Consider the following 16756-nt stretch of genomic DNA (forward strand, 5'->3'; position numbering starts at 1 on the left):
GAGGTTATGAGATTAAATGATGCAGCCTACCAATATTGGTCACAACCATCGCGTGAGCATTTTATGGCGTTGCGCGAGGCGGTGATGGCGAGTACCAATTATTCGCCGAATATCTCGCCCAACGAGGTCGCCAGCGCGGCTTTTAGCAAGGGCGATTATCCAACCGTCATTCGACAATTACGCGGTTTGTTGCCTGGTGCGTTACTTAGCCCTGGACTCCATAATTTGTTGGCAACGGCCTACAACGAGCTTGGCGACAAGGAAAATACCTTACGCGAAGCAACCATGGCCAAAACCGTGATGGATGGAATTTTGCTGACTGGTGATGGTAGCCGCGAACAGCCATATTATGTGCTCTCAATCCAAGATGAGTACGATGTTTTGGGCTTTTTGGGCAAACAAAGCCAACGCCAAACCCTCGTCCACGATCAAGACCAAAACCTCGATTTACACATCTGCGAAGATCAAAGCTGGGTTTGGTTTGAAGTCAGTTCGCTGATTGTTTTAGAAGGAAAATAGGTTTATGCGTTATGTTAACCCTTCGCCAACGATTTCAAACGTTGTCTGCAATCAATTATCAATCGTGCTGCTGGTCGGTGTCATGCTTGGAACATTAACTGCCTGTAGCACAACGAGTTCTAATCCGTTGCCAACAATTGGCATTGATGTCGGGCCAGGGGTTAACTTTCGCGGCGATATTGTGGCGCTTCAGTTTCTGCCCAATCAACAGCTTTTAGTTGGGGTTGGGTATGATGGGATTTACCGTTGGAATCTTGCCACTAGCACAATCGAACAAACCCTTGCCGCCAAACAAATTTATCTAGCATTTTCAGCTTCAGAGCTATTGGTCGCCAGCACTGATCGTAAAACATTGACGACCTGGAATAGCAACGATGGCCAAAAAATCCTGGCTTGGAATGCCAAGCCATTGCAACTCCCCGCCCAAACCACTGCGTTTGAAGTCAGCGCCTTGGCGATCACGCCTGATCAGCAGCAGATCATCGCCGCCTACAACAAAGGCAGCATGCTCCAAACTTGGAACGTAGCGACTGGCGAGGCGACAACCACCTTTGGCGCTCCAGCCAAAACTGGCTCAATTGTCGAAATTGCGCTCAGCCCCGATGGCCAATTGCTAGCCAGCAACGATTTTAGTGGCGTAGTGCAGATTTGGGATGTTGCCAGTGGTCAGCAAGTACATTCATTCAAAGAAGCCAGCCTCAACTATCAACCAGGCAAATTGGCTTGGAGCCACGATGGCAAATGGCTGGCGGCCAGCAGCGGCGATAAAAACGGTGGTGGGGTCGCAATTTGGGATACTAGTTCATGGGCAATTTATGCTACGCATCGTAGCACCGAGCACCAGTTTGCTGGTTTGGCCTTTCATCCAACGGCTCCAAGCTTGGCGATTGGCAGTAGCAGTGGCCTGATCGAGTTGTACGATCTGACCAGCAAACAAGTCAACAACAGCCTCAAAGGTCATGCCGAGCGTGTTACAAGTTTGGTATGGAACGCTGATGGCAGCCAATTGGCCTCAGGCGGCAAAGAACCTTTTGTCCTGATTTGGGATAGTACAAGCTTAACCGAGCAGCAACGTTTGGTTTTACCAGCTACACCGTTGCAATAACCAATTCACTGATCCTAGCTTAAAAACCTTTATCAACGTACGTTGATAAAGGTTTTTAAGCTGTTCGACAAGCAGATCGAGGCAGATGATTAAGCAAACCCTCATAATTCTTGGGTATAGCCTGCGTTGGCGTTAGTTTGTATTAAAGAGCTATACCTATCCCTTCCCCGAAGCCTTCAGTTAAATGACAACCCCAACTCAAAAATTGGCCCGAAACATTCTTAAAAACGTGTTGACAAATAAGAGCTTCGTTTAGTATTCTAATGGCGTGTTAATCCCGCCTAGGGATTAGTACCCATCGTCTTTTTCTTGTCCAAAGTCTTGGAAATCCCATTTGGTATGGCCCGTCTTGTGAGAGAACAGGAATCGTGGAGGGTTCGTGGTATTTTTTTGTTACCGTCGCATTTGTGACGGTGCTTGCTAGGGAGGCTGCATGACAGCAGATATCGTCCAGCATAAGTCTGATGACATGGAACAGGTTTCCAGTCGGTTCCAAAAATTGCATGATCACCAAGTGCAAATGGAAGCGATGATTCGCCGCATGTATGAGGAACTTCGAGGTGGTGCTTGGCAAGGGGATGCAGCCCAAGCATTCTTTGCCGAAATGAACGAGAATGTCTTTCCTGCTATGAAGCGATTGCAAAATGTGCTAGCAGTGAGCGGCGAAGTTACCAAGCAAATCTCGCAAATCTTCCGTCAAGCCGAAGAAGAAGCCGCCAAAGGCATCACCTTTGATGGCAGCGGCGCACCATCTGGTGGTGGCAATGGCACTGCTAGCGCTGGTGGCGGTGGCGGCAACGCCGATGGTGGCAGCGGCAGTGGTGGCGGTAATGCTGGTGCTACTGGTGGTGGCGCAGGTATTGCTGCTGGTGGCGGAGGTTCATCGTCAGGCGGCGGTGGCGGCGGTTCATCGTCAGGCGGCGGTGGCGGCGGTTCATCGTCAGGCGGCGGTGGTGGCGGCTCATCGTCAGGCGGCGGTGGCGGCGGTTCATCGTCAGGTGGCGGCGGCGGCGGTGGCGGCAGCGCATCGTCAGGTGGTGGCGGTGGCGGCGGTGGTGGCAGCAGCCAAGAACCAATGTCAACCGAGCAAGTCTTCAATGATAAATACATGGGCGATTTGGTCGGCCAACAATTCCAAGGTGCTGGCAACCCTGAGCTGAACTCGGCCATGGAATTACTGACCAGTGGCAATGCTACCCCTGAGCAAATTGAAGAAGCGCTCAAGAAGATTGCCGCAGCTCGTGGCGTGCCATTAGAAAAAATCCAAGCCGACTATGGCAAGTTCCTTGAATTGCGCGAACAAGCTGCCAAGACCGGCGCAGCCAACGGCCAATCGGCTGTTGAAGCAATCAACCAAACCTTCCATGGCGATTTCATGGGCAGCACCTCAAGCTTGCGCTATGGCAAAGTCGTCGGCGATGTCTTGGGCATCGACCCTGTATTTGGTTCAATGCTCAATCCAAGCGGTGGCTTAGTTGGCCCTGGCAACAAGGCAATCGACTTGGGCGATTCACCAGTCAGTTACCACGGCGCTGTCCACGATGCTGCTGGCTACCTCTTCAACTACCACGATATGGGTCCAGGCTACAACTACCTTGGCTTGGAACGCCGCGACACGGCTAACCCATTGACTGGCCAAGAATCAGGTATTCGCTACTGGAACGAAAAAATGGGCAACACTGGCATTGGCGCAACCATTAGTAACGGCGCTGGTAGCTTGATTGGCAAAGCCCAAGATGCTGTCAACTGGTTTGGCGATGTCAAACAAGATGTCCAAAATACCTGGAGCGGAGTCAAAGATTGGTTCTCCAAAACCTTCTAGGTAATCGGTAAGATCAACAGTATAATGGGCAGTGGCTTGGACGTTGTTACAACGCCGATCCACTGCCCATTTCAGCAGGAGGCCATACTATGGCACAGACACGCGAATTAACCTACCCATTGCAGTTTAGTACGCCCCAACTTGCCTATCTTTTGGGTATGGTGCATGCGCAAAATTTGATCGGTGGCGATGATGCTGCGTTGTTTCCCGCCGATCCTGACCAACGCCAAGCTCAGTGGGATCAGGGGTTGGCTGAATTGCAAGCCGATCAGTGGATTGTTTGGGATGAGGCTGCTGGTCATTATTCAATGACTGAGCCATTGATGATGGTGATTGCAACCTTAGCCGAACCTGATATTGTAGTGGTCAGCGAGTGGCATGGGCAACAGAGTGGTCATCAAGGGGTAAGTCATTACTTTTCACCCAGTGGCATCATCGAAATGAGTTTGGTTGGCAGCCACTATACCTTGGTGGCCTTGACTAATACTGAAGTGATGACCGAACGTTTAGCCCATAGTTTAGGCTACAAAGATACTGACCAACCAGATCTTGGCTTCAACTTCCCACGTGAATTAGTTGAGCAAGCCAAACAATATCCCGATCCACGCTGGTTGGCTCAACAAGGTCTTGCACCTGAGGCCGCCCAATATTTTGCTGAAACCCTGCAAGCAACCGCTAGCCGTGGCACGGTGACAGTGCTACGCACGCTTGAAGGCAAGGCAATTGGCATGCGTTTGGTGGGGGCATTAATTGGTGCAGGCGGTCAACAATGGCTAGCCTTACCGCATCCCAATCAGACAATCGATTATTTTACCGCCACCACCGCTAATTTTATGGGCGTAACCAGTTCAATGATTACCGAATTGCTCAACACGCCAATTGAAGAATTGGTGGCTGGCTAGCATATGCGATTCGTCCGTTTGTGGTGGTTATTCAGTCTGTTATTAATCAGCCTTGCTGGTTGTGGTGGGGATGACGTGAATAAAGTACATATTCGAATTCGCAACGATAGCGAAGTTGATATTGAGAATTTTTGGCTGGGGGCTGGCGGGGTCGGCCAAAGCACCACGCCCTATGGCCCAATCGATTCCGGCCATATTACCGAGTATCAAGCTCATGAGCCAGTGCTGGCCAACTATCGCAAGATGAATTTCGTCACGGTTGATGGCAAGCAGTATCTCGATGTGATTTACCCCGAAAAGCATGTTGGGACACCTGAGCTTGCCCCAGGTCACTACACTTTTTCATATGCAATCGTTGGCGATAAGCCAGTCTTGACCTTGACCAAAGATCAATAAATTTGCAAAAAAACACCGTAGTTACGCCAACTGCGGTGTTTTTTTCGTAACTCGCCGCCAACTATAGAGTAAACCTACCCCAACTAATACCACAAAACTGCCATTCACAAACAGCCATTTGCTAGCACTCAGCCACGGCGTTAGCCAATCGACAATTGGTGTACGCTCAGGATATCGCCCCATAACCAGCGCTGCCCCGCAATTTTCAGCATAATCCAGCACTAAACCAATAACTGGTACAAGGTTGAGCCAGCGCCAACGGCTCTTGGCTTGAAAGCTACGTTGGCCCAGCCAACTAATCGCTGTGGCTAAAAACAGAGTATAGGCCAAGGGCCAGATCAGATCAAAGCTGAATCGCGCAGCAATATATTCCGCCCGACCTTCAGCACCATAGGCTTCGGCAAAGCGATACAAATCGTCAGCCGAATACAAGAGACTACTATCAGGCGAGCCGATGCCTGCGCTATATTGCTGCGCCTTTTGGGCTTGTTGTGGCAAAATAAACCCCAAAAAAGCGATGAATATTGCCAACCCAACCACTACCAACCAACCCTTGCTCCACCGTTCAAGCCAGTCTGAAACTGTCTGCATTGCGCTACTCCCGAATTAATAGTTATTGATTGCTACGTACAATCACCATTCTTGGATTATCGTTGGCGGCATAATCTGTGCTTGAATTGAGCAGACTAGCTTGCAGGAGCACGATATGCAGATTTTAGGCCTTGATATTGGTGGCACTGGCATCAAAGCGGCTCCGGTCGATTGTTCAACTGGCAAATTGTTGGCCGATGTGGAGCGCCGTGATACGCCGCAGCCTGCTACGCCGGAAGCGGTACTTGAAGTTGCTCAAGAATTGGTTGAGTATTTTGCTTGGCAAGGGCCGATTGGTTGTGGCTTTCCGGCGGTGGTTCAGCGTGGAATTGTCCGCACAGCCTCGAATATTGATCAACGCTGGTTACATTGCGATGTGGCCGCCCGTTTCAGCCAGCATTTCGATCGTCAGGTGACGGTGATCAACGATGCTGATGCTGCTGGCTTAGCCGAAATTACTTTTGGCGCTGGCCGTGAAGTGATGGGCACGTTACTGATGTTGACCCTAGGCACAGGTATTGGCACGGCGTTGTTTCATGATCATGATTTATTGCCCAATTTGGAGCTTGGCCAAATTAGCGTGCGTGGCAAACCAGGCCACGAGTGGGCCGCCGCCAGTGTGCGCGAAGACCAAAACCAAAGCTGGGAGCAATGGGCGCAGGGCGTAGAGCTATTTCTGCAAACCATCGAAGTGATGCTCTGGCCCGATCTGATTATTCTTGGCGGTGGTGTCAGCAAAGATGCTGATCAATTCTTGGATCGAATTCGGATTCGCGCCAAACTTGTGCCTGCTCGGCTTACTAACGATGCGGGAATTATCGGTGCTGCTTTGTTTGCGGCTCAAACAAGCCCCGAATAGCCAACTACTCGGGGCCAAATCAAGTTAAATCTTCTTGCGGGCCAGTTTGGCGGCGAGGCCAATATAGGTTTCAGGCCGCAAAGCCCGTAATTCCTCGCGCACTTCGGGCTGCACCTCAAGCTCATCGATAAAGCTATGCAAATCTTCAAGCGTAATTTGGCGACCGCGAGCCAGCTTTTTCATGGCTTCGTATGGCTCGGGGTAGCGTTCGCGGCGCAAAATCGTTTGAATTGCCTCGGTCAAGACTTCGGGATGCCCTGCTAATTCGGCGTAGGCTTTTTCGGCGTTGAAGGCCAATTTGCGTAAGCCCTTGAGCAAACGTTGATAGGCAAACAAACTATGGCCAAAGGCTACGCCAAGATTACGCAGCACCGTGCTATCCGATAAATCGCGTTGCAGACGCGAAATTGGCAACTTGCGGCCAAAAAACTCCAGCAAGCTATTGGCTAGCAACAAATTGCCTTCGGCATTTTCAAAGTCAATCGGATTAACTTTGTGAGGCATGGTCGATGAACCAACCTCGCCTGCCACACTCGCTTGGCCAAACACCGAATCGGAAATATAGCGCCACATATCCTGCGAGAGATCGACCAAAATTGTGTTGACGCGGCGCAAAGCATCGCCAACCTCAACAATGCTATCGTGTGGCTCAATTTGAGTGCTCAGCAGGGTTGGCTCCAAACCCAAAAACTTCACAAACGCCGAGCTAAACGTGATCCAATCAACATCGGGGAAAGCAGCATAATGTGCAGCATATGTGCCAGTTGCCCCATTCAGTTTACCGGTTAATCGGATATGTAAGAGCTGTTCGATGCCGCGATTGACGCGGGCGGCGAAAACCGCAATTTCTTTGCCCATGGTGGTTGGGGTAGCTGGTTGGCCGTGGGTTTTCGCCAATAATGGCGCTTCGGCATGCTCAATTTGCATATCACGCAATTGGCCGAGAATATTGCCCAACGCTGGTAATAACACCACATCACGTGATTCTTGCACCATCAACGCATAGGCTAGATTATTGACATCTTCCGAGGTTAGGGCAAAGTGAACTGCCTCTTTGTATTGGCCAAGCCCAAGCAGATCGAGCTTTTCGCGCAGCCAATATTCCACCGCCTTCACATCGTGGTTGACCTTGCGATCCCAAGTTGCAATTGCCACTGCATCATCGACGCTAAATTGACGATATAAATTGCGCAAAGCTCCAGCTAACTGACCATCGATGCCTTCGATCAGGCCAATGCGTGGTGCTCGAGCCAAAAATAATAAATATTCAACTTCAACCCGCACGCGATAGCGCCATAACGCGGCTTCGCTAAAGTGGCCACTAAGCGCCTCAACATCTTTACGATAGCGGCCATCAAGCGGCCCAATCGCCAGTAAAGCCTGTTGATTAATCTCGCTCATGAGAATCCTCACTATGGTTGGTAGAATTAAATGCACTCCATTGTAGATCAAAAAGTCAAAAGTCAGAGGGCAAAATCAAAAATAGGGATTGGGGATCGGTACTTGACGGTCGGGGATCGGAATCTAAATCAAGCAGTAGCTGTGACAAAAAACCAGCCTTCGTGGCTTCAACTTCGTGTAACTTCGTGGGCTTCGTGGATCAAAATATGTTCTATGCTCTATGTTCGCTGTTCTTTAATTCAATAATTGTTGCAATGCTTGGTGCAGTTGTTGATGTTGATCTGAATCAATCGCCAGTTTGACATCAACGCCTACGAGTTGAAAAACCGCTTGCGCTGATTGATTAAAATGAATGTGCAGACGGCCTAATTCAAGTTCCCAGCGTTCGATACAGCGATAATCAGTTGCACCGTTGGGCAAACACACACAATAGCCATCCAAATCACTATCTTGGTATTCGAAGTTAGCTTCATCAAAACTACGCTGGATCGTTAGATATTCATCTGGCTCATCAGTCTTATCGGCCAACCCTAAAATCAATAAATGCTCATCGGCGAGTTGCTCAATTGCGACAACCGCTGCGGTAAAATGCCATATTTGCATGCCAAAACTCCACTATGTTGTTAGGATAGCTAGAGTATAAGAGATAACAGATGCAATGACCAAGACGAGCTTAGTGAGTTGGATTATTGGCATTGTAGGATAATCAAATCCATCTGTGCTAATCTGTGGCGAAGAAACATCCTTCGTGGTTTCAAGCTTTCGTGTTCTTCGTGCCCTGCGTGGGCTTCGTGGATCAAATCATCAACGTTTTAGGCGAGTTCTGCGCTTGCCGATCCCCGATCCCCAACACCCGATCCCCACATCTGAAAAAAACCTTGCCTTTTGCATGCTGCTTCTGTATAATTTTCATATCGGTTTCACGCTGTCCGCCCTTCCTCGGGAATCCTCTTTTGGCAAAAGGACGACTCATTATGGACGAGCAAACACAACCGGGCATGGATCAATCTGATGTGATTCCTAGCACAGGATTGGACACGACCCCACAGGCCGATTATTCTGGCGATGATGATCGAGCCTTGCTGGAGGAGTATCTCCGTGATCCAGCCCACGATTATCGCAATCTCAAGTATGGTGATTCGGTCGATGGCACGATTGTTCGCGTTGATCGCGACGAGGTGTTGGTCGATATTGGCTCCAAGTCGGAAGGCGTGGTGCCAGGCCGCGAGATGACCAGTCTGTCGTCGGAAGAACGCGCCGAACTCAAGGTTGGCGATGTCTTGCTTGTTACAGTCGTTCAAACCGAAGACGCTGAAGGGCGTATCGTGTTGTCGATAGATAAAGCACGCCAAGAAAAGAGTTGGCGGGCCTTGCAAGTCAACCATGAGGCTGGCGATGTGATCCACGCCGCCGTGACCAACTATAACAAGGGTGGTCTATTGGTTAATTTAAGTGGGGTGCGTGGCTTTGTGCCATCATCACAGGTCAGCAGTGTTAGCCGTGGCTCCGATGTCCAAAAACAATCGGATATGGCAAAACTGGTTGGTCAAACCTTGCCACTGAAAATTATTGAAATCAATCGTTCACGCAACCGGCTGATTCTATCCGAGCGCCAAGCAGTCCAAGAGGTTCGCGATTCACGCAAGGACCAATTGCTTGAAAAACTGGAACCAGGCGCAGTTCGCACTGGCCGCGTAACCAGTTTGTGCGATTTCGGGGCGTTTGTTGATATTGGCGGAGCTGATGGTTTGGTTCACCTTTCCGAGCTTTCTTGGAGTCGCGTCAAGCATCCCGAGGAAGTGTTGAAAGTTGGCGATGCAGTCAGCGTCTATATTCTGAGCGTCGATGAAGATAAAAAACGCATCGCGTTGAGTATCAAGCGCACCCAAGCTGAGCCTTGGACAACCGTTACCGACCGCTACCAAATTGGCCAAAGCGTCTCTGGGGTTGTCACTCAATTGACCGCCTTTGGCGCGTTTGTGCGGCTCGAAGATGGCATCGAAGGTCTGATCCACATCTCAGAAATGAGTGATGAACGAATTCAACACCCACGCGATGTGATTAATGAAGGCGACAGCGTTTCAGCGCGGATTATTCGGATCGACCCAACTCGCAAGCGGATTGGCCTGAGTACCCGCAGTGGTAGCGCTGAGTCAAGTGCTGAAGCCACGGCTGAAGCCACACCTGAGGCAACCACCAGCGACGCTGCCGAAGACGACAAATAACGGAATGGGAGCGGAGAAGGTGCTGGGTCTGTGAAAACCCTGCTGGTTCCCCTGCTGCAACGGTCATGTCCGTTTCAAGCAAAACGCTAACTCAAACGGGCATGACTGATCTGAAGATAGTGATACAATTAATGCACGACGCTTCCGATGCGGCACACCCATTGCCAAAGAATGAAGCCGAGATGCTGCCCCAGTTTCGAGCGCATTTCCGACCAGCAATGTTCGCCTATCGGCACTCAGCAGCATCGACTATTTGTCATAGATAACACGCCGAGGCCCAATCTTACTCATCCTAAGGTTGCCTCGCTTTGGAGCAAACATATGGGTGCATACGACAAAATGAGCCGCCGCGCTAAGCAAGTGATGAGCTTTGCCCAAGAAGAGGCGCGAGCGTTTAATCATCCTTACATCGGCACCGAGCATTTATTGCTGGGCTTGATTTTGGAAGGTGAAGGGGTCGCCGCTCGTGTGTTGGCTGAACTTGGTGTGACCATCACAAAAGCCCGCAATGCTGTTGAATTTATTGTTGGCCACGGCGATGGCCCACGCTCGACTGCCGAGATTGATTTAACGGCACGGGCCAAAAAAGTTTTTGAGTATGCAATCGATGAAGCTCGCAAACTCAATCATACCTATATCAGCACTGAACATATTTTGCTGGGTTTGGTGCGCAATGCCGAGGGTGTCGCAACTGGTGTCCTCGAAATTATGAATGTTGGGCTGGATCAGGTTCGCACTCAAGTAATGCGTATGATGCGTCAAGGGGTTGGCGGCAGTAGCACGCCTAGCCCAAGTGCTGGTGGCGAACGCCAAGCCAAACAAAGCAAAACACCCTATCTCGATGCGCTTTCAACCGATTTGACCGAGTTAGCCGAGGCTGGCCGACTTGATCCAGTGGTTGGGCGCAAAGATGAAATTGAGCGCGTGATTCAAATCTTGTCACGCCGCACCAAAAATAACCCAGCCCTAATTGGCGAGCCTGGGGTTGGTAAAACTGCGATCGCTGAGGGCTTAGCTCAACGGATTGTCGCTGATGATGTTCCAGATTCACTCAAAGGCAAGCGTTTGGTAACGCTTGATATGGGAGCTTTGGTGGCTGGAACCAAATATCGCGGCCAATTCGAGGAACGCCTCAAACGGGTGGTTGACGAAATTAAAGAAAGCCGTTGTATTTTATTTATCGATGAATTCCACACGATTATTGGTGCTGGTGGAGCCGAAGGCACGCTTGATGCCGCCAATATTCTGAAACCAGCGCTTTCACGCGGCGAATTGCAATGTATTGGCGCAACGACGCTCGATGAGTTCCGCAAATATATCGAAAAAGACGCAGCACTCGAACGCCGTTTCCAACCAGTTATGGTCGATGAACCAACCATCGAGGAAACGATCGAGATCTTGCGCGGGATCAAAACGCGCTACGAAGATTTCCATCAATTGCAAATTGAGGACGAAGCGATTACTGCCGCTGCCGTGCTGAGTGCTCGCTATGTGCCCGATCGTTTCTTGCCCGATAAAGCCATCGACTTGATCGACGAAGCCTCATCACGGGTGCGTATGTATCGCTCAGCCACACCATCGGCCTTACGCGATGCTTTGCGTGGGCTTGATGCGATTCGCAAAGAGAAAGATGCAGCCCTAGAAGAAGGTCAATTCGAAGTTGTGCAAGATTTGCGGGTTCGCGAAGAGCGTATGCTCCAGCGCATCACCGATCTTGAAGACGAAGAAGAAAAGACCCGTGGCTCGGAGCAACGCAAAGGTAAGCCTTACGTGACCCAAGAAGATATTGCCGAAGTTGTGGCAATGTGGACGGGGATTCCGGTAATGCGCTTGGCTAGCGAAGAAACTGAACGGCTCATGAAGATGGAAGACTATCTGCATGAGCGGGTGGTTGGCCAAGAGGAACCAATTTCGATCATTGCTCGCGCTGTGCGGCGTGCCCGCGCTGGCTTGAAAGATCCTAAGCGCCCAATTGGCTCGTTCATTTTCTTGGGGCCAACTGGGGTTGGTAAGACTTTGCTAGCTAAGGCGTTGGCTGAGTTTATGTTTGGCTCAGAAGATGCCTTGATCAAAATCGATATGTCGGAGTTTCAAGAGCGCTTCAATACCTCACGCTTGGTTGGCTCGCCTCCAGGCTATGTTGGCTATGGTGAAGGCGGTCAATTGACTGACGCTGTACGCCGTCGTCCGTATAGCGTGGTGCTGTTCGACGAAATCGAAAAAGCTCACCCCGACACCTTCAACTTGTTGTTGCAAGTGTTGGAAGATGGCAACTTGACCGATGGCAAAGGCCGACGAGTCGATTTCCGCAATACTGTGATCATTATGACCTCGAATGTTGGGACTGAACAAATTCGGCGTGGTTCGCGGATTGGCTTTGGTGGCAATCGCAACACGATCGATGTTGAGGATACCCGCAAGAAGGTTGATGATGAACTGAAGCGCATGTTCCGGCCTGAGTTCCTCAACCGGATCGATGGCACAATCATTTTCCATCCATTAACTGATATCGAGATTCGCAACATTGCCCGCTTAGAAGTCAACCGCGTGCGCAAGCAATTGGTCGATCATCAAATTGATTTATTGGTAACTGATGAAACCTTGGATCTGTTGGCCAAACGTGGCTACGACCCAACCTATGGCGCACGTCCGTTGCGCCGCGTCATCACCAATATGATCGAAGATGGCTTGGCTGAAGGATTGCTACAAGGTCGCTTCAAAGATGGCGATAAGATTCATATCGAGCTTGAGGATAACGAAGTGGTGTTACGTTCAGAGCGTGAAGCCGCCGAGTTGGAAAATCCTAGTGTCGAGCCTGAAGCCGAGTTAGTCTAAACCTCAAAAAACCGCCCTGATCGCAATGATCAGGGCGGTTTTGCATTTCCTCGCCAATTGTTGTTATTGGGCGACTGCCGTAGCGACCAAATCCAAGGTCAACAAGACTTCATCTTCGGCTTTGAGCATGCCGCCAATGTCAGGGGCATCGACATTGAAACTACTCATGTTGAATTTGGTGGTAGCCTTACCAGTCAAGGTGTCGCCATTCAAGGTTGCAGTGACATCGAAGGTCAATGGGTTGGTTGTATCGTGAATCGTCATATCGCCGGTGATTTGGAAGGTGAATTCAACGCCTTCTTTGAGATCGCTGGGCAAGTTGCTGATGACGGCATTCTTGAAAACAGCGTTGGGATATTTCGACGATTCGAGCCATTCGCGGCGAATCGCATTATCGCGGCGTTCGCTATCCGATTGCAATTGGCTGATATCAACCACAATTTCACCAACTTGCGAGTTAGCTGGGGTCGCAGTATCGATCAAAAGATCGCCAGCGATCGCTTTGGTTACGCCAACTGCATCGACAATTTTGTTATCTTGCAAGAAGGTTTCACGCACCTGATAGCTAGCACTTGATTGGCTGGCATCGATGCGATAGATTTTTGCCCCAGCAGCGGCTGGTTGTGAAGCATCTGTAGTTGGTTCGGCTGCGGTCGTGGGAGTAGCAGCAGCAGTATTATCGCTGGTGGTCGTGGCGGTGGCTGGTGCTGCCGCAGTCGTTGGAGCTGTCGTTGGCAAGACCAAGGTTGCTGCTACTGGTGTGCCAGTGGCTACCTCAACATCTGATGTGAGCCATAAGGTATAGGCAATTGCGCCAATCACGGCGATGGCAATAACGCCACCGATAATTAAACCAATTTTCTTCATTGAACAATCCTTTCATGAGTTTAAAATGATGCAACAACTCGATCTTTTGTGGGAAACTGGCGATGTCAACCAAGCCTTACAACAACGCTTTGGCTGGGATGCTGCCAGTGCAAGCGCGTGGGTGTCCGCGTTGCTCCACAAGCACTATGGCCTTGATGATATCCAAATTGTGCGCTGGAGTATTAGTGCTGGCAATGCAATAATTTGGGTCAAGCACGATCAGGAGCGCTGGATTTTTAAAATAAGTGCTGATCGTGGCCGCCATGCGCAAATCGAACAAAGTGTTGAGCTTCAACACTGGCTTTCAGTACAACAAATGTCTGTCCCGTTGATCGTCCCAACTACGACTGAGCAACGAGTGCTTAAGATTAACGAACGATGTGTATATCTCCAACAGTGGCTTGATGGAACACCTCCTGACCCTGATTCTAGCCAGCAGTTATGGAGAATTGGTGAAGAAACTGCCAAGCTTCAGCGAATATTAGCCGATTATCCACAGGCTGGGCAACTTCCACGAGTGCTTTTGCCGCTCGAACAGGTGTGTATGGGCTTGGCAGCTTGGCTTGGCGACACACCAGATGCTGCGCCATTGCACCAAGAGCTAGCGCAACTTGCCAAACAAGAGCTAGCGCATTTGCCAAGTGGTGTTTGTCATAACGATATTCGGGCCGCAAATTTACTTTTCAATGGTGACGAATTGCAAGCTGTGCTGGATTTTGAAGAAGTTGGTTGGCGCTGCTTAGTGCTTGAGTTGGCTTGGACGGCAGTTCATGGCTTGACGATGTATCGTAATTGGCAACCTTGCACGGTAGCCCAACAACAAGCAATTATTGCTGGCTATCAATCAATTCGGCCTTTGACCGAGGCTGAACTGGCGATTTTGCCAAAGCTGTGTCGTTTACAAAACCTTTACCTGTTATGTTCGCAGGGAGCAACGGCAACGGATGCAATACAATGGTTAAAGGAAATTAACTTTGGTTCAATATCCCCCCTAAATCACCCCTAAAACCCCAGCAGGTGGGATGGCGTTTTATAGTACTTGATGTATACTAAAGTCAAACCTTCTCCTCTCTCTTCTCTCCCACAAGCGGCTCCATTATGCGAGCCGTTTGTGGTTTTAGGCGTTTATAGTTCTAGGTATGCTATAATTAAACCCTATGATTTGCCTCAATTAATTGCATATTTAGGGAAATAGCATGCTGGATCGACTTAATCAACCAGGCTTGTTTGGGATAACAAATTCCAATCGAGATTTCACAAAAAAAGAAGCTTGGGGCAAAAATCAATTTAATAATGCGTTTCCCATTGCTTTGGCTTGTTTTATGTTTAGCCAGCAGATCAAACCTGTCTATATTCGGTTAGATAATCGAATTATCACTCATAGCTATATTGATGTAGAGCAAATATTTCAAATCAATCCATTAGATCAAAAGGCATTTTTTGCCTTTGAACATAGTTATCATCCATATGCTGAACTTATTATTGGCAAAACACCAGCAATTGATGTTGTTATTAGTAATCTACAACATTCTCAGATTATCACTGCCTTTGAAATAAAATTAACCGCGATTCCCGATAATACAACTGCAACACTTCCAGATCATCTTCAAGGCTGTGAAATTGTTATTCGTCCCGATACAATTGTTTATTTGGCACTCAGTATTGCTAAAATTTTTCAACAAAACCCTGTTGTCCTATTGGATATTTTGGAACCTACCTGTTCTAAAATTGTTGATTGGGAAGATACTCGAATTATTCAATCAAGCATTCCGTTATTTTGCGAGCTGTTGTATATTCTTTTTGAGCGCTACCAGCATGCTCAAATACCGATTTTGCTCCAACCAATTTGGAAAACCCAAGGAAAATTATCAATTCTTCATGAACAATGCCTTGATCTTTTTGTATGGAGCAATTTTGCATTGACGAAAGTGTTCTTGGATAGTTCCATAAAACCTTCCGAAAAATCAATTACGCGACCTGAACGAACAACTGTTTGGTTAATCAAAATGCTCTATGATTTTGCCCAGCATGGCAAAATCGATTATAAGCGAACGCTTGATCGAATTACCTTTAATTTAAAAAATGATAAAGCTTTTGCTGCTAGTGGAATGATCACACGAAAATATATGAGTTCACCAGAACTGCATAATCCACGCATTCGACGTGACTGGATCAAACAAATTATTATCAATGGTGGTCAGCATTACCTTAGCCCTGAACGGCGGTTGGATAGTGCGATTGTGAGTACACCTGGCTTATTCGAGGATGCGCCATGAAAACTGTCGATTTATTTGCTGGTTGCGGGGGCATGTCGCTGGGGTTTATGCAAGCGGGGTTTGATGTTGTCGCAGCGGTTGATAATTGGCGACCTGCGATTAACACCTATCAGCAAAACTTTATTCACCCGATTTATGATCTCGATTTAGCGCAGATTAGTGCAGCCGTATCATTAATTAAATCTTATGCCCCAGAATTAGTCATCGGTGGCCCACCATGCCAAGATTTTTCTTCGGCTGGTAAACGCGATGAAAGCTTGGGTCGGGCTGATTTGACCTTGGATTTTGCCAAAATCATACTGGCTATTCAACCTGCATGGGTTATCATGGAAAATGTTGAGCGTGCTCGGCTTTCCAAAATCCATCAACAGGCCTGTGCCATGTTGCATGATGGAGGTTATTCCTTGGCGCAAATTGTGTTAGATGCTAGTTTGTGTGGTGTGCCACAGTTGCGCAAACGAACCTTCGTCATTGGTCATCGCCATGGCTCAATTGCGGATTTTGTGAATGTGCTTCAGCAACAATTAGCCAAACAGCCATTAACGGTGCGAGATTATTTCGGAGACAGTCTAGGTACTAATTATTACTATCGCCATCCTAGAACGTATGCTCGACGAGCTATTTTTAGTGTCGATGAGCCTAGCCCAACCATCCGTGGGGTGAATCGGCCCATTCCGAAAACATATCAGATGCATCCTAACGATGCTGGCGATGTGGCTTTAGCACGGCCACTAACCACCAAAGAGCGCAGTCTGATCCAGACATTTCCCTTCGATTTTAAGTTTGTTGGAACAAAATCTGAGCAGGAGCAGATGATTGGGAATGCAGTGCCAGTAAATTTGGCTTTTTTTCTTGCAACCAACCTTCGAGCCTATCTGAATCAGCCGAGGATTCAACAACTCTCATTATTACCATCTTTCTTTTAACGTGATGATCGACGTTGATTATTAACGAATAA

15 protein-coding genes are annotated in these 16756 nt (G+C 48.8%); 11 read left to right on the top strand and 4 right to left on the bottom strand.

Annotated elements, in window-relative coordinates; all coding sequences use genetic code 11:
- The first annotated feature begins 6 nt into the window (after positions 1-6).
- From ABEB26_RS22005 to ABEB26_RS22025, 5 genes are all read left to right on the top strand, one after another.
- The gene (locus ABEB26_RS22005) at positions 7-519 is read left to right on the top strand and encodes a DUF4919 domain-containing protein (protein WP_345724241.1); all 513 of its coding nucleotides are present in this window, start codon (positions 7-9) and stop codon (positions 517-519) included.
- A 4-nt stretch (positions 520-523) separates the two neighbouring features.
- Complete coding sequence (locus tag ABEB26_RS22010; protein WP_345724242.1) at positions 524-1624, top strand: WD40 repeat domain-containing protein; 1101 nt, start codon at positions 524-526, stop codon at positions 1622-1624.
- Between the two features lie 433 nt (positions 1625-2057).
- Entirely contained in the window at positions 2058-3446 is a 1389-nt protein-coding gene (locus ABEB26_RS22015; protein WP_345724243.1) for a WXG100 family type VII secretion target, read from the top strand.
- Positions 3447-3535: 89 nt separating this feature from the next.
- Positions 3536-4348 (top strand): hypothetical protein, encoded by an 813-nt coding sequence (locus ABEB26_RS22020; RefSeq protein ID WP_345724244.1) that lies wholly within the window; start codon positions 3536-3538, stop codon positions 4346-4348.
- Positions 4349-4351: 3 nt separating this feature from the next.
- Positions 4352-4744 carry a hypothetical protein gene (locus ABEB26_RS22025; RefSeq protein WP_012190783.1) on the top strand — a complete coding sequence of 131 codons (393 nt, stop codon included), beginning with the start codon at positions 4352-4354 and terminating at the stop codon, positions 4742-4744.
- A gap of 21 nt (positions 4745-4765) precedes the next feature.
- Here ABEB26_RS22025 and ABEB26_RS22030 read toward each other — a convergent pair whose 3' ends face one another.
- On the bottom strand, positions 4766-5335 hold the full coding sequence (locus ABEB26_RS22030) for a hypothetical protein (RefSeq protein WP_345724245.1): 570 nt from the start codon (positions 5333-5335) through the stop codon (positions 4766-4768).
- Between the two features lie 115 nt (positions 5336-5450).
- Here ABEB26_RS22030 and ppgK point away from each other — a divergent pair, with 115 nt between their 5' ends.
- Complete coding sequence (gene ppgK / locus ABEB26_RS22035; protein WP_345724246.1) at positions 5451-6194, top strand: polyphosphate--glucose phosphotransferase; 744 nt, start codon at positions 5451-5453, stop codon at positions 6192-6194.
- A 24-nt stretch (positions 6195-6218) separates the two neighbouring features.
- Here the strand turns inward: ppgK and purB are convergent, their stop codons facing one another.
- The gene (gene purB, locus ABEB26_RS22040; protein WP_345724296.1) at positions 6219-7586 is read right to left on the bottom strand and encodes an adenylosuccinate lyase; all 1368 of its coding nucleotides are present in this window, start codon (positions 7584-7586) and stop codon (positions 6219-6221) included.
- Positions 7587-7829: 243 nt separating this feature from the next.
- Positions 7830-8198: an Imm10 family immunity protein gene (locus ABEB26_RS22045; protein WP_345724247.1), complete on the bottom strand. Its 369-nt coding sequence runs from the start codon at positions 8196-8198 to the stop codon at positions 7830-7832.
- A 371-nt stretch (positions 8199-8569) separates the two neighbouring features.
- On the opposite strand from ABEB26_RS22045, the gene rpsA reads away from it, so the two are divergent.
- Together rpsA and ABEB26_RS22055 are read left to right on the top strand one after the other, a co-directional pair.
- A complete protein-coding gene (gene rpsA, locus ABEB26_RS22050) occupies positions 8570-9820 on the top strand; it encodes a 30S ribosomal protein S1 (RefSeq protein WP_345724248.1) in 1251 nt (416 codons plus the stop codon).
- A gap of 321 nt (positions 9821-10141) precedes the next feature.
- Positions 10142-12655 carry an ATP-dependent Clp protease ATP-binding subunit gene (locus tag ABEB26_RS22055; protein WP_345724249.1) on the top strand — a complete coding sequence of 838 codons (2514 nt, stop codon included), beginning with the start codon at positions 10142-10144 and terminating at the stop codon, positions 12653-12655.
- Between the two features lie 63 nt (positions 12656-12718).
- Here ABEB26_RS22055 and ABEB26_RS22060 read toward each other — a convergent pair whose 3' ends face one another.
- Positions 12719-13522, bottom strand: a complete 804-nt coding sequence (locus tag ABEB26_RS22060; protein WP_345724250.1) for a YceI family protein — start codon at positions 13520-13522, stop codon at positions 12719-12721.
- A 25-nt stretch (positions 13523-13547) separates the two neighbouring features.
- Between ABEB26_RS22060 and ABEB26_RS22065 the strand changes: the two genes are divergently transcribed.
- The 3 genes from ABEB26_RS22065 to ABEB26_RS22075 all read left to right on the top strand — a co-directional run bounded on the left by ABEB26_RS22065 (position 13548) and on the right by ABEB26_RS22075 (position 16724).
- Positions 13548-14528 carry a phosphotransferase enzyme family protein gene (locus ABEB26_RS22065; protein WP_345724251.1) on the top strand — a complete coding sequence of 327 codons (981 nt, stop codon included), beginning with the start codon at positions 13548-13550 and terminating at the stop codon, positions 14526-14528.
- A 190-nt stretch (positions 14529-14718) separates the two neighbouring features.
- A complete protein-coding gene (locus tag ABEB26_RS22070) occupies positions 14719-15798 on the top strand; it encodes a HindVP family restriction endonuclease (protein ID WP_345724252.1) in 1080 nt (359 codons plus the stop codon).
- Positions 15795-16724, top strand: coding sequence for a DNA cytosine methyltransferase (locus ABEB26_RS22075; protein WP_345724253.1), 930 nt, complete (start codon positions 15795-15797; stop codon positions 16722-16724). The genes ABEB26_RS22070 and ABEB26_RS22075 overlap by 4 nt, the downstream gene beginning before the upstream one ends.
- Positions 16725-16756 lie beyond the last annotated feature (32 nt).

Origin of the sequence: Herpetosiphon gulosus, assembly GCF_039545135.1 — a bacterium.
GTDB lineage: Bacteria > Chloroflexota > Chloroflexia > Chloroflexales > Herpetosiphonaceae > Herpetosiphon > Herpetosiphon gulosus.

What these genes read in the sequence shown, in the direction of transcription:
- ABEB26_RS22065 (WP_345724251.1), top strand. Translation starts at nt 13,548, where the DNA reads ATGATGCAACAACTCGATCTTTTGTGGGAAACTGGCGATGTCAACCAA.
- ABEB26_RS22055 (WP_345724249.1), top strand. Translation starts at nt 10,142, where the DNA reads ATGGGTGCATACGACAAAATGAGCCGCCGCGCTAAGCAAGTGATGAGC.
- ABEB26_RS22020 (WP_345724244.1), top strand. Translation starts at nt 3,536, where the DNA reads ATGGCACAGACACGCGAATTAACCTACCCATTGCAGTTTAGTACGCCC.
- ABEB26_RS22060 (WP_345724250.1), bottom strand. Translation starts at nt 13,522, where the DNA reads ATGAAGAAAATTGGTTTAATTATCGGTGGCGTTATTGCCATCGCCGTG.
- ABEB26_RS22075 (WP_345724253.1), top strand. Translation starts at nt 15,795, where the DNA reads ATGAAAACTGTCGATTTATTTGCTGGTTGCGGGGGCATGTCGCTGGGG.
- rpsA (WP_345724248.1), top strand. Translation starts at nt 8,570, where the DNA reads ATGGACGAGCAAACACAACCGGGCATGGATCAATCTGATGTGATTCCT.
- ABEB26_RS22015 (WP_345724243.1), top strand. Translation starts at nt 2,058, where the DNA reads ATGACAGCAGATATCGTCCAGCATAAGTCTGATGACATGGAACAGGTT.
- ABEB26_RS22010 (WP_345724242.1), top strand. Translation starts at nt 524, where the DNA reads ATGCGTTATGTTAACCCTTCGCCAACGATTTCAAACGTTGTCTGCAAT.
- ABEB26_RS22045 (WP_345724247.1), bottom strand. Translation starts at nt 8,198, where the DNA reads ATGCAAATATGGCATTTTACCGCAGCGGTTGTCGCAATTGAGCAACTC.
- ABEB26_RS22070 (WP_345724252.1), top strand. Translation starts at nt 14,719, where the DNA reads ATGCTGGATCGACTTAATCAACCAGGCTTGTTTGGGATAACAAATTCC.
- ABEB26_RS22005 (WP_345724241.1), top strand. Translation starts at nt 7, where the DNA reads ATGAGATTAAATGATGCAGCCTACCAATATTGGTCACAACCATCGCGT.
- ABEB26_RS22030 (WP_345724245.1), bottom strand. Translation starts at nt 5,335, where the DNA reads ATGCAGACAGTTTCAGACTGGCTTGAACGGTGGAGCAAGGGTTGGTTG.
- ppgK (WP_345724246.1), top strand. Translation starts at nt 5,451, where the DNA reads ATGCAGATTTTAGGCCTTGATATTGGTGGCACTGGCATCAAAGCGGCT.
- ABEB26_RS22025 (WP_012190783.1), top strand. Translation starts at nt 4,352, where the DNA reads ATGCGATTCGTCCGTTTGTGGTGGTTATTCAGTCTGTTATTAATCAGC.